This is a genomic window from Arthrobacter sp. ZGTC131 (assembly GCF_002929275.1).
GTDB lineage: Bacteria > Actinomycetota > Actinomycetes > Actinomycetales > Micrococcaceae > Arthrobacter.
This window is the reverse complement of record NZ_PJIK01000012.1, coordinates 63,914-76,330: the sequence shown is the minus strand read 5'-3', so window position 1 is coordinate 76,330 and position 12,417 is coordinate 63,914. Positions and strand designations below refer to the sequence as shown.

The 12,417-nt window shown below is 67.3% G+C and carries 12 protein-coding genes, 1 pseudogene and 1 riboswitch; of the genes and pseudogenes, 8 read left to right on the top strand and 5 right to left on the bottom strand.

All coding sequences use genetic code 11. The annotated features are described in order from the left end of the window. Positions 1–88: 88 nt before the first annotated feature. From CXQ90_RS15340 to CXQ90_RS15330, 3 genes are all read right to left on the bottom strand, one after another. Entirely contained in the window at positions 89–874 is a 786-nt protein-coding gene (locus tag CXQ90_RS15340) for an NlpC/P60 family protein (protein WP_104140241.1), read from the bottom strand. 3 nt (positions 875–877) lie between these two features. Next, a riboswitch (cyclic di-AMP (ydaO/yuaA leader) is annotated at positions 878–1,079 on the bottom strand. Between the two features lie 144 nt (positions 1,080–1,223). Then, positions 1,224–2,726, bottom strand: coding sequence for a SulP family inorganic anion transporter (locus CXQ90_RS15335; RefSeq protein WP_104140240.1), 1,503 nt, complete (start codon positions 2,724–2,726; stop codon positions 1,224–1,226). A 6-nt stretch (positions 2,727–2,732) separates the two neighbouring features. Continuing rightward, positions 2,733–3,839 (bottom strand): GTP pyrophosphokinase family protein, encoded by a 1,107-nt coding sequence (locus tag CXQ90_RS15330; RefSeq protein ID WP_104140239.1) that lies wholly within the window; start codon positions 3,837–3,839, stop codon positions 2,733–2,735. 257 nt (positions 3,840–4,096) lie between these two features. Here CXQ90_RS15330 and CXQ90_RS15325 point away from each other — a divergent pair, with 257 nt between their 5' ends. Further along, complete coding sequence (locus tag CXQ90_RS15325; protein ID WP_104140238.1) at positions 4,097–4,924, top strand: alpha/beta hydrolase; 828 nt, start codon at positions 4,097–4,099, stop codon at positions 4,922–4,924. Here CXQ90_RS15325 and CXQ90_RS15320 read toward each other — a convergent pair. Beyond that, positions 4,921–6,381 carry an insulinase family protein gene (locus CXQ90_RS15320; protein ID WP_146068911.1) on the bottom strand — a complete coding sequence of 487 codons (1,461 nt, stop codon included), beginning with the start codon at positions 6,379–6,381 and terminating at the stop codon, positions 4,921–4,923. The genes CXQ90_RS15325 and CXQ90_RS15320 overlap by 4 nt on opposite strands. A 242-nt stretch (positions 6,382–6,623) precedes the next feature. Here CXQ90_RS15320 and CXQ90_RS15315 point away from each other — a divergent pair, with 242 nt between their 5' ends. The 7 genes and pseudogenes from CXQ90_RS15315 to CXQ90_RS15285 all read left to right on the top strand — a co-directional run bounded on the left by CXQ90_RS15315 (position 6,624) and on the right by CXQ90_RS15285 (position 11,933). Then, entirely contained in the window at positions 6,624–7,718 is a 1,095-nt protein-coding gene (locus tag CXQ90_RS15315) for a ferredoxin reductase (protein WP_104140313.1), read from the top strand. Between the two features lie 13 nt (positions 7,719–7,731). Continuing rightward, positions 7,732–8,910, top strand: a complete 1,179-nt coding sequence (locus CXQ90_RS15310) for an acyl-CoA desaturase (protein WP_104140236.1) — start codon at positions 7,732–7,734, stop codon at positions 8,908–8,910. 104 nt (positions 8,911–9,014) lie between these two features. After that, positions 9,015–9,980, top strand: coding sequence for a carbohydrate kinase (locus CXQ90_RS15305; RefSeq protein WP_104140312.1), 966 nt, complete (start codon positions 9,015–9,017; stop codon positions 9,978–9,980). A gap of 9 nt (positions 9,981–9,989) precedes the next feature. Further along, on the top strand, positions 9,990–10,514 hold the full coding sequence (locus CXQ90_RS15300; protein ID WP_104140235.1) for a YbhB/YbcL family Raf kinase inhibitor-like protein: 525 nt from the start codon (positions 9,990–9,992) through the stop codon (positions 10,512–10,514). A 155-nt stretch (positions 10,515–10,669) separates the two neighbouring features. Then, a pseudogene (locus tag CXQ90_RS15295) lies at positions 10,670–10,789 on the top strand (LysR family transcriptional regulator); the annotation flags it as partial. Continuing rightward, positions 10,759–11,472, top strand: coding sequence for a glycerate kinase (locus CXQ90_RS15290; protein WP_308470555.1), 714 nt, complete (start codon positions 10,759–10,761; stop codon positions 11,470–11,472). The pseudogene CXQ90_RS15295 and the gene CXQ90_RS15290, both read left to right, overlap by 31 nt. A gap of 131 nt (positions 11,473–11,603) precedes the next feature. Then, positions 11,604–11,933, top strand: a complete 330-nt coding sequence (locus tag CXQ90_RS15285; RefSeq protein WP_104140234.1) for a PepSY domain-containing protein — start codon at positions 11,604–11,606, stop codon at positions 11,931–11,933. 117 nt (positions 11,934–12,050) lie between these two features. On the opposite strand, the gene CXQ90_RS15280 is transcribed toward CXQ90_RS15285, so the two are convergent. Beyond that, positions 12,051–12,251, bottom strand: coding sequence for a hypothetical protein (locus CXQ90_RS15280; protein WP_104140233.1), 201 nt, complete (start codon positions 12,249–12,251; stop codon positions 12,051–12,053). Positions 12,252–12,417 lie beyond the last annotated feature (166 nt).

The following is a 12,417-nucleotide window of genomic DNA, read 5'->3' as shown; positions in this document are numbered from 1 at the left end:
GGCCGGCGCCCCGCTGCCCCCAAGGCAGCGGAACGCCGGCCCTCCACGCCGAGGCCCTGAGGCTTCGGTGATTGAGGCTGGGGTGCTGTTAGGCCGCGCGCACGAACGTGACGGGGCCGGTGGCAGTAAGCCAGGACAGCGGGTGGGCCATGGTGGCGTTGATGCCGTTCATGCCGCCGCTGATGACCTTGCCGGCTCCGGCGTAGATGGCCACGTGGCCGGACTGCACCACCATGTCTCCGGGCTGCGGGGTGGAGACCACCCTGCCGTGGCTCAGGAACTGCATCGGGGCCAGGTCACCCACGCGGATGCCGGCGGCACCGAGGGCCTTCTCCACCATGGCGGTGCAGTCCTGCGTGATGCCGATCTGGGCGTTGGCCGAAGCCAGCATGGTTGCGTTGACGCCTGCCGCAGCCTTGACGGGGGCCTTCGGCGCTGGAGCCGCAGCCTTGACGGTAACCTTCGGTGCGGGCGCGGCCGGCGCGGCAACAGCCTTGGCGGGCGCGGCAACCGGGGCGGCTGCAGGTGCCGCGGCCTTCTTCGCTACCGGCTTCTCGACGACGGTTGCTGCCACTACGGGAGCCGGGGCCGTCTTGACCGCGGGGCGTTCAAAGTCGATCTTGACGCTGGAAGCAGCGTCTAGGGGAGCCTGGACCTGGCTGGCCGCCGCGGGGGCGGCGGCCGGAGCCTCCGCAGTCTGGGCCGGGGCGGCGCCGCCGGCGTTCGCCGCAACGGAGCCCGTGAATGCCAAGCCAGAGGCGGCGAGGATCACTGCTGCCTGGCGGCCGAGGCTCGAGTTTGCGGAGGCGATGCGGGTGAACGGATTGGAACGGGCGGCCGCAGCGCGGCGGCCAGAAATAAAGCGGAACGACATGAAGAAGCCTCTCCCGATGCCTGCGAGGTGAGCTGTCGGATTCGGATGGGAGGCACCCGGCCGCGGTCCTGAGCGTGGTCAGGAACTGCGCGGCTTCACCCCGAGGCCCGCTTCAAGCAGGCCAAAAAGTGGTTTCCCCGTCTCTGCCGGACATGGGTCTTCGATTGGTTCCTCGGGCTGCGGCAGAGTTAGGCAATCAGCGCGGGAGTGCCTCGTCGGTGAAAGAGGCACGTTTTCCACCGTACGGGAGGCTTCGCTCAATGTCACATTCAGGTAACGGTACCGTGTCGTTCATTCCGCAGTGGCCCGCATCAGGTATGGGATCGTGGTCTGATTTGTGTGGTGAACCTCACTCTGCGGCGTTGAGTTTGCCAGCCAGCCGCTCCCGCATCTGGATGCTGGCCGAGTTGAGGCCGATCAGTTCCACCTCGAGGCCGTGCCGGCGGTATTTCTCCGTCACGGCGTCCAGCACGGCGATGGTGGAGGTGTCCCACAGGTGCGAGGCATGCAGGTCGATCACCACGCCGGCGATGTGCGGCTCCGAATCCCGGGCATAGTCGAATTGCGTGTAGAGGTCATTCGAGGACGCGAAGAACAGCTCGCCGTCCACCGTGTAGGTGGCGACTGTCCGGCCGTTCAGCTCCACCTCGGTCCGTTCCACCGTGGCAAAGTGGGCAACGCGCCGGGCGAACATCGCCATCGCGGCGAGCACCCCGACGCCGACGCCGATAGCCAGGTTGTGGGTCACCGACACGGTGGCGACGGTGATCAGCATGACGGCCGTTTCCGAACGGGGCATCCGCTTCAGGGTTCTCGGGGCAACCGAGTGCCAGTCGAAGGTGATGGCCGAAACGAAGATCATCACGGCCACCAGCGCGGCCATGGGGATGAGGCCCACGACGTCGCCGAGCGTCACCACCAGCACCAGCAGGAACACGCCCGCCAGGAACGTGGAAACCCGGCTCCGCGCGCCCGAGCCCTTGACGTTGATCATGGTCTGGCCGATCACCGCGCAACCGCCCATGCCGCCGAGGAAACCAGTGACAATGTTGGCCACGCCCTGTCCCCAGGACTCGCGGGTCTTGTTGGAGCGGGTGTCCGTGATGTCGTCCACGAGTTTCGCCGTCATGAGTGATTCCAACAGCCCTACGAGCGCCATGGACAGCGCGAACGGCGCGATGGTCTGGAAGGTTTCCAGGGTCAGCGGCACGTTGGGCACGAACAGGGAGGGCAGGCTCTCGGGCAGCTGCCCCTTGTCCCGGACGGCCGGCACGTCGATGCCGGCCAGGACAGCAACGACGGTGAGCACAACGATCGCCACCAGCGGCGACGGCACCGCCGTCGTGATCCGGGGAACGCCGACGACGATCAGCAGGCCCGCCGCCACGAGCGGATACACCAACCACGGAACGCCGATCAGCTCGGGCAGCTGGGCCATGAACACCAGGATGGCCAGGGCGTTGACGAAGCCCACCATCACCGAGCGGGGGATGAAGCGCATCAGCCGGGTGACGCCGAGGACGGCCAGGATGATCTGGAAGACGCCGGCCAGGATCACCGCGGCAATCAGGTGGTCCAGCCCGTGGCTGCGCATCAGCGGGGCGATCACCAGGGCCACCGCCCCGGTGGCCGCCGAGATCATGGCGGGCCGGCCGCCCACGAAGGAGATGGTGACGGCCATGGTGAAGGAGGCAAAGAGGCCGATTCTGGGGTCCACGCCGGCGATCACGGAGAAGGCGATCGCCTCCGGAATGAGCGCCAGGGCCACCACCAGGCCAGCCAGGGCCTCGGTCTTGAGGCGGCGCGGGGAGCGGAGTGTTGCCCGGACGGACTGGAGTTGTTCGGGCTTCATGGATCCCTATTTCTTGGTCTGGCGGTAGCGCTCGATCTGTTTCAGCCGCCGCTGGAGGCTGTCGCGCCGCGGGTGCGGAACGGCGTCGGGCGCCTCGGCGGTGAGGTCAATGTGCTTGGTGCCGTACTGCCAGAGGAGGAGGTCATCCAGCAGCCGGTCCGGGCCGGGGGAGTAGCGGTGGTCCAGGGCCTTGCGAACCTCGGTGATCCGGTTGGCGCTGAGCAAGCCGGCGAGCTGCACGGTCTGGTTGAGGCCGTGGGCCGCCATGAGCTCGGCCGCCCACCCCCAGTCGTCATCCACTTTACGGTCCACGTGCGGCAGCAGCGTACGCCAGACGTCGCGGATGCGGTTGGGCGTCAGCTGGGCCGAGCCCTCACCGGCCATGTCCCAGTAGCCGCGGACCTCCTCGTAGCGTTCATGCAGGTCCGCGAAGGCGGTCTCCACCGTTTCGAGCATGGCGGCGGTCGCGGTGAACTGACGGTCAAAGTGAGGCGTCCAGGCCCGCGGGTCCTCTGCCTTGAAGCGGATGTCGTGCTCGATTTCGCTCCATGCGTGCGCAAACACCGTGCGGATCTGGCATTCGAAGAAGTAGCTGCCGTTGGGCTGCGCCTCCGGATTGAAGACCTGCTGGTAGTCCTTGACGGCCTCGTTCTGGATGGTCCGCAGGATGAGGTGGCGGCTGGAGTAGCCATACGTCCCGGACTCGATGGAGCCGATGTCCTTCTCGCGGTCGCCGCGGCAGTCGAAAAGCTGACGCTGGCGCTTGATGAGGTTGGCCACTGCCGCATTTTCCGCCGGCAGCTTAGTGATGACGCGGACGCCCACCATGTCGTTGAGCGTGCGGAACGGATCGGGGAACTTCAGCACCCGCGGGCCGCCCGGTTCCAGCGGTTCCTCGGTCCGGGAGATTTTTTCCCGGAAGGACTCCACGGACTTGGTGCGGCCGGTGACGAACAGCGGCGTGACTTCGGTGTCCTTGAGCATGGTCCGGAGAGTCAGCAGGACCTCGCGGGTGACCAGCTTCAGGGCAGGCCGGACACGCTCGTAGAGCTCTACGTTTTCCTGCACGGAGTCGCGCTGACTGACGTCCAGGCGATCCCAGTTGCTTGCCATGGTTCCAAACTATCAAGGGGGTGCGACAGCGGCCGCGGATGACACCCGCGGCCGGCCGCCGTCGTCGTCCTGAACCGGACCATCCGCCCCGATGCGGCCCCGGCTTCCGCCCGGCGGGACCAGCTCCCATGTAGGCTCGGCACATGGCTGATGTGCGCCGTCGTGCCTTGCTGTCCAATGGACTGCCGGGGGCTGCGGCAGTGGTGACGCTGGCGGCGCTGGGCGCTTCCTGTTCACCGGGACCCAAGGAGGATGCAGTGAAGCGGCAGAAGTACCAGTACGGTGACCACCCCAGCCAATGGGGCGAGCTTTTTCTGCCGGAACCGCCGCCACCTTCCCCGTCCAGGAGCAAGCACACCGTGACCCGCGGCGTAGTGGTGGTCATCCATGGCGGCTACTGGCGCTCGCAGTACGGCGCAGAGCTGGGCGAGCCGCTCGCCAAGGACCTCGCCGCCCATGGAATGGCGGCCTGGAACCTCGAATACCGGCGGGCAGGCAACGGCGGCGGCTGGCCGCACACGTTCGAGGACGTGCTCGCCGGAATCGACAAACTGCGCGACATTGCTGAAGAGCACGGATTGGATATCTCCCGTGTCGTGGCGCTGGGCCACTCCGCCGGCGGCCACCTCGCCGTCTGGGCAGCCGGCCGGGACAGGCTTGCCGGGCTCGGGACGCCGGACGCGGACCGGCAGGTCCTGAGGAATCTCAACGGCGGGGCGGTGCACCTTACGGGCGTGGTCAGCCAGTCCGGGCTGCTCAACCTGGCCCAGGCCGACTGGCTCGATCTCAGCAACGGCGCGGTGAGCAACCTGATGGGCGGCTCTTCCGGGAAGTACCCCAAGCGCCACAAATACGCCGATCCCATGAGCGCCGTCCCGCTGGAGGTGCCGATCTATGCGGTCCACGGCCTGGAGGATGACACCGTGCCCATGAGCCAGTCGGAGGCCTACGTGGCCGCCGCCCGTGCCGCGGGGGCGCCGGTCCAGGTGGTCAAGGTTCCGGGTGACCACTTCGCGCTGATCGACCCGAAGGCTTCGTCCTACCGGAAGTGCCGCGAGCTGGTGCAGGAGCTTCTGGGTCTCTAGGGGAGGGCTGCCGGAGTGAACCGGCGGCCTTCGCCTGCCTTGCCCAAGATGGTCTCGATCGCGCGCCTGCCGTCCCCGAACCATACATCCCGGATCACGATCTCCTGCGAGTCCGCGCCGATGAGGGTGACGAGGCCGTCCGGCGCGACGGCGACTCCCACCAGGTCCTCCCACCTGATGCTCGCCGTGTAGTCGGTGGAGAGCGTCACGCCTTTGTCGCCGACGAACAACTTGCTCCCGCCGGGGACGCCGTAGAAGGCGCCGCGCACGCTGCGCCGGAACTCCTTTCCGCCCAGCCAATCAACGGTCCTGTCCTGATCCGACTTGAGGCTGTCGTCGCCGGGACGGGTCCCGTCCGGCATCCCGAAGATGGCCGTCTCCTCTAGCCAGTCCAAGGCTGCCCGGCAGGCCTCCGCCGTGACGCCCTTGGCCAACGCCGCTTTTTCCTGGTGGCCAACGGCAGCCCGACCCAGCAGGTGGGACTGCGCGGCCGCTACGGCCACGTCAATCGCGGATGCCGGATCGTCCAGGTGCTCCTGCAACTCCTCCACTTCGAGGTTCAGCTCCTCGGCGGTGGGGCCGTTGAGGTGCAGATCCCGGAGGATCGCCATGAGACCGAGCCGCACGTCCTCCGCGTGCTGCGCCGTGGGATCGGACTCAAAGCACAGCACGCCCCGGCCGTCGTCCTCGAAAATGTGCAGGCAGTCGATGTCGTAGATCCAGCCATGCTCCTGCCGCAAAGTGCGGAGCGCCCGCCTGCAGGCTATCCGTGACGTGGCCCGCGCGGCCTCTCGCCGGGCTTCGGTGTCGGCCGGAACCTCGAACGACAGGCCCAGCCGCGGCCCCCCTTGTTCAAACCACTTGGGCAGCGACTTGCGCAGACGCGCAGGAGCGGCCGGCGGGTGGGCCGAACCGGCGGGCAGCGCCAGTCGGAGCCCCTCGGGCGGCGGGCCGCTAAGGGCCAGGGCCGCATTTCCGGCAGTGAAATAGACACGCAGGTGCTCGAGAACGTCGGCGGATCCCAGCGCGTCGAGCGCCGGCGGGGACACATCGGCCAGACCAAACGACGACAGGCCGAAGCGGTGCCGCAGGTGCTCCGCGGTTGCCGGTGGAACAGTGCCGGAGCCCTCGGCGGTGAGGACCTTCTTCTCCACGTCCAGCCGGCCCAAGTCGGGGGCGGAAACGGCGGAACAGACTGCGGCGAGGAATGAGCCCACGCTCTCTGCCTTGCCGCTGGCCGTGAATGAGGTGAACGTAGGCTCAACTCCGGCGTTGTGGTTCTGGCGGAGGTCAGAAATTGATGACATGGCCAAGTGTTCCACCAAGTGGGTGAGGCCGGTTGTCATGAAGGATTCGTCCCGGACGCCGGCGCGGAAAATCAGGTGGGCCGTGAATGGCTGGGGCCCGTCCACCCAGAAGACGGGAACTCCATCGACGTCTGTTCGTTGCAAAGTCATGGGGTAGATAGTAAAGCGGCTGCTGGTTGTTGCCGGTCAGGGGCGCGCCATCCTTGGGTCCGCTGCTCCTAGGTCGCCGTGTCCCGGGATGATAAGTATACTTACTGTCACAGTTGCCCCCGGTTGCTAGTGGCATCTGTATGGAGGAATCTAGTAGCTGGGGGTTGGGGTAGTTTTGTATATTACGATCACCGGTTTCACTAGGAGAAATATATGGGTGAATCCAACAGGTGGTGGACAACATGATTCGGCTTCGCAAATTGGCGCGCGCCGCGTCCGTTCTGACCACTCCGTTGGCGCCGGAAGATGTTCTTGCGCTTTTTAACCCGGTGTTTTCCGCCCGCCAGCTGCGCGGCGTGGTCACCAGGGTTGTCCCGGAAACGGCGGATTCCGCCACGATTCACTTCCGACCCGGCCGCGGCTGGAAGGCCCACAAGGCCGGCCAGTGGGCGCGGATCGGCGTGGAGCTCGACGGCGTGCGCCACTGGCGCTCGTATTCGCTCAGCGCCCCCGCCGGGCAGGATCCGGCCATCACTGTGAGTGATGTCGGCGCGGTTTCCGGCGTCCTGGTCCGGCAGACCAAGCCCGGCGATGTGCTGTTCCTGGCGCCGCCGCAGGGTGACTTCGTCCTGCCGGAACACCCCCGTCCGCTGCTGATGCTGACTGCGGGCAGCGGCATCACGCCGGTCATGTCCATGGTCCGCACGCTGGTGCCGCACCGCCCGGACGCCGACGTGGTGCTCATCCACTCCGCCCGCACGCCCCAGGACAGCATCTTCCACGAGGAACTGTCCGAGCTCGCCGACCAGTTCCCCAACTTCCGCGTCACCCACTGGTACACGGGCGAACGCGGCCGGCTGGACTTCGGGTCCACCGCCCAGCTGGAGGAGCTGTGCCCGGACTGGCGCCAGCGCGCCGCCTATGCGTGCGGTCCTGAGGGGTTCCTCGACGACGCCGAGGCCCTCTGGTCCAGCGAGGCCGCCGCCCACGAGAAGGCAGCGCCGGGTCCGTTCGCAGCGGACCCCATCAGCCTGATCATCGAACGCTTCAACACCAGCCTGGTGGGCGGAGCGGGGCACGACGGCGGTTTGGTCACCTTTGAGGCGTCGGACCGCGAGGTTGAGGCAGACGGCGGGACGCCGCTGCTCGACGTCGGCGAAGACGCGGGAGTCCTGATGCCCAGCGGCTGCCGCATGGGCATCTGCCACAGCTGCCTGCTACCGCTGCGGTCCGGCCAAGTCCGTGACCTGCGGACCGGCGAGGTCCACGGCGAACCGGGCCAACTAATCCAGACGTGTGTTTCGGCAGCCGCCGGGCCCGTTAACCTCGACATCTGAGGAGCAACACCGCATGACTGCAATATCTGACCGCACAGCCGCGAATTCGACGTCGATCAACGGGGCGGCGGCTAAACACCGTCCCGGGGCGCTGGCCTCCTCCGGGAGCCCTCTGGTGCGTCCCCCGGCGGCTGCCCACCTTACCGACGAGCAGGTTGCCGAGATGGGCCGCGAACTGGACGCCATCCGGGATGACATCCTGGCCAAACGTGGGGCGTCCGACGCCGCGTACATCCGGCGCGTCATCAAGGTCCAGCGCGGACTTGAGATTTCCGGCCGTGCCGCGCTGCTGATGGGCCGCAACAAGGCCGCCTGGGTCACGGGCACCACGCTGCTGAGCCTCGCCAAGATCCTGGAAAACATGGAAATCGGCCACAACATCCTGCACGGCCAGTGGGACTGGATGCGTGATCCGGACATCCACTCCACCACCTGGGAATGGGACTTCGTCACGCCGGCACGTTCGTGGCAGCACACCCACAATGACCTTCACCACCGCTGGACCAATGTGGTGGGCCGGGACAACGACGTCGGATACAACCTCCTGCGCATGGATGACGAGCAGCCGTGGAAGCCGCACAACCTGGGCAACCCCCTGTACAACGCCATCCTGGCGCCCATCTTCGAGTGGGGGATCGCCATCTACGACCTCGAGCTCGTGGAATACCAGGAGGGCAAGAAGTCCAAGGAGGCCATGAAGCGGGACCTCAAGGCCCTGGGCCGCAAGGTAGTCACCCAGTTCACCAAGGACTACGCCGCCACTCCGGCCGTCGCCATGCTGACCGGCTCGGGCAAGCAGGCGCTGTACGGCACGCTGACCGCCAACGCCGTCCGCAACGTCTGGGCCCATGCGGTGATCTTCTGCGGCCACTTCCCCGAAGGGGCTGACACATTCACCGAGGAAATGGTGGAAGGCGAGACCCGCGGCGACTGGTATGTCCGGCAGATGATCGGCTCGGCCAACATCTCCGGCTCCAAGTTCATGCACCTCATGACCGGAAACCTGTCCCACCAGATCGAGCACCACCTCTTCCCGGACCTGCCGTCCAACCGGTACGGCGAGGTTGCCCCGAAGGTGCAGGAAATCTGCAAGCGTTACGGCCTGCCCTACACCACCGGCCCCATCTGGAAGCAGGTGGGTTCGTCCTGGGCCAAGGTCTTCAAACTCGCGTTGCCGGGGAAGAAGTCCTAGCGAATTACCGCAGCGGGCGTGTGCAGCGGGCCGATTGGTCCGCTGCACTGTTGCCTGCCCGGCTCATCTGAGCGCCGGGCCGCGTTCTCTGGCAGAGTATGTCCATGCTCACAGTTATTGGCGAGGGCCTCGTTGACGTGGTCCAGCGCAGTTCAGGAATCGAAGCCCACGTCGGCGGCAGCCCGCTCAATGTGGCGGTGGGCCTCGCGCGCCTGGGCCACCCCGTGCAGTTCATCGGCCGCTACGGCCGCGACGCCTACGGCGAGTCGGTGGCCGCCCACCTAAAGGCCAGCTCGGTCATGCTCCCGCAGGCCCCGGATGGCCTGCCCACCAGCGTGGCCACCGCCCTGGTGGACGACGACGGCGCCGCCACCTACACGTTCGACCTCGCCTGGGAGCTTCCCGGACTCGCGGAACGGCTGCCGTTCATGCTGCAGGGCACCACCCTGCTGCACACCGGCTCCATTGCCACGATGCTGGCGCCGGGCGCCGCGGACGTCCTGGCCGCCGTCGAACATGCCCGTCCCTCCGCGACCATCAGCTTTGACCCCAACTGCCGGCCCAGCATCATCACCGACGCGGACTATGCCCGGCGCCAGGCGGAGAAGTTCGTGACACTTTCGGACATCGTCAAGGCCTCCGACGAGGACCTCGCCTGGCTGTACCCCGGTGTGGACGTGCTGGAATCGGCGCGGCGCTGGCTGTCGCTGGGCGGCGCCGGAGGCCCGGCCATGGTGGTGGTGACGCGCGGAGCATCCGGGCCCTGGGGCATCACGGCGGCAGGGGAAGCCGAATTCGCCGCACCGCGCGTGGACGTAGCGGACACCGTGGGAGCGGGTGACTCCTTCATGGCCGCCCTGCTGTCCGGCGTGGTGGACCGCGGCCTGGCCGGTGCGCAGAACCGGGCCGACCTCCGCGACCTGCCCGTCGACGGCCTCGCCGCCCTCCTGGCACATGCTTCCCGCGCCGCCGCCGTGACAGTCTCCCGCGCCGGAGCCAATCCGCCCACGCGGGCCGAACTCAACCGCGTGGAAGCGGCCGCAGACGAAGCCGAAGTCACCACCATCTGAAAGGCAGCCATGACATCCGCCAATCCCTTTCCCAGCCTCCCGGACGTTCCGTTGTTCGAGCTGACCAGCCAGTCGTTCCAGGACGGCGAGACCCTGCATCCCGCGCAGCGCAGCGGCAGGCTGCATGCCGGCGGCACGGACGATTCCCCGCAGCTGAGCTGGAACGGTGCGCCGGCGGGAACCGGAAGCTTCGCCGTCACGGTCTTTGACCCCGACGCCCCGGGCGCCGGCGGGTTCTGGCACTGGGCCGTGGTCAATATCCCGGCCGACGTCACCTCGCTGCCGGAGGGCGCAGGAGCCGAGGATGGCCCGCAGCTCCCGCCCAGTGCCGTCCAGCTGAAGAACGATGCCGGCTTCAGCGGCTACGTGGGCGCCGCACCGCCGCCCGGGCACGGCCGGCACCGGTACGTCGTCACCGTCTATGCGCTGGACGTCGATGAACTGAAAGCCGGGTCCCGGCCCGAGGGGCTGGAAGCCCAACTCGCCAAGCACCTGCTGGGCCAGGCCACGCTGACGGGAATCTACAGCCGCTGACCGCGGTGCCGTACCGCTGATCGAGCTTGTCGAGATCGAGGGCCCGCGGGGTTTCGGTAGGCTCAACCAGCGGCCGCAGGTCCCATAGGCGTAGGCTATTTATGCCTTCACGCTGTGCCGTGGAGCCTGGGACCGGAAGCGGTGACGAAGCTGGCATGGACATGCGGAAGCTGAAGTATTTCCTCGCGGTGGTAGACCATGGCGGCTTCAACCGGGCCGCGGAACACCTGCTCATCGCCCAGCCATCCCTGTCGCAGACTATCGCTGGCCTGGAGAACTGGGTTACAGCTTCCGCGACGCCGACGGCCGGCAGCTTTACGGCAGCGGCAGGGCCCTGGCGCTGATCCACTCCATCCACCGGACCGACCTTCCGGAGCTGGCAGGCACGGAACTCGTTGTTGCCAGCGACGTCCACAACGCGCTGCTCGGCGCCCACGGTGCCCCGGCGGTCTTCGGACCGCAAAAGGGCGCCGGGCCGGATGACATCGCAGCCCTCGACGAGGGTCTTGAGCACTTCGTTGCCAAGATGGCGGAGGCCGGCTTCGCCGACGCGGCGGCGCTGGCAGGGCACGACGGCGCGGGAAGCGCCAGCGGAATCGGCTACGCCTGCCTGCTGCTCGGCGCCAAGCAGGTCTCGGGCGCGGACTACTTCCTGGACCTGCTGGGCTTCAACGCCCGCAAGGACAGCTGCGACGTCGTCATCACCGGCGAAGGCAGCATCGACAAACAGACGCTGTCCGGGAAGCTGCCAGCCGCCGTTGCCCGGCGCTCGGGCAGCCTTCCCATCATCGCCGTCGCCGGCCGCTCCCTCCTGTCCCGGGAGCGTTGGTCCGAGCTGGCACTGACCCGGGTCTACACCCTCGCGGAATACATCGACCGGGACTCGTCCAGGGAGCCCGAACTGTCCGCCGCCCTGCTCCAGCGGATCGGAAAAGACATCGGGACAAGCCTCCTGTAGCGGAAAACCACCCGCTGCAGGAGCCAGAATTGCCCGCCCGGGGGTAGCCCGGGCGGGCGTCTCCTATGGGGGCGTTGTGCCGGCGCAAGAACGGTAGGACACTAGGAAAAACGATGTGAAAGGAAACTGTCGTGCGTAAGAGAACAGCATGGATCATCGGAGCAGCGGTGGCTGCGGCAGCACTGGGAAGCGCAACGGTTGCGGGGGCGGCCGGAAACATGGTTGTTGACGACTTGACCACCAACGGAGGTTCCCAAGGCACCCTGAGCCAGGCCGATCGCGACAAAGCAGTCCAGGCCGCGCTTGCCAGGGTGGGACCGGGAACGGTGACCGACGTTGAGGGTGGCGACGACCCGGGCTCTGCCTACGAAGTTGAGATCCGGCTGAACAGCGGCTCGGAAGTCGAAGTGAATCTCGGCCCGGACTTCCAGGTCCTGAATCAGGGCGTAGAGAGCGACTGACCCAACCGCTGACCGCGCCGTTCCGGTGATGAGCCTGTCGAGATTGACGGTTTCGACAGGCTCAACCGTTTCGACAGGCTCAACCGTTTCGACAGGCTCAACCGCCCGGTCACTGCATCACGCGGACCGGCGCCCGTTGGGTGTCTTCCAGTCCGGCAGGACGCTCAGGCCGTCATCGAGGACGCGGGTAAGGGAACCAGCCGCAGCGTCGCGGCGCCGGCGGCGCAGCCATGCTGCGAGGTTGCGTTCCGCGGCTTCCGACGAGTTGGTTGCGGGATACCGGCCTGTTTGCCGCACCATGCCGACGAGCTCGTTCATGCGTTGGACGCTCCGTCGGGTTGCCCTGGCAGGGTCACCATTGGCGGCGGCAAAGTGCTCCTCACGAAGCGTGGGATCGGCGGTCCTTGCGGCAGCCAGGTGGTAACCCACGGTTGATATGGGCGCCCCCGTCCGCGCTGAGATCTGCCCGCGGCTGAGGCCGCGT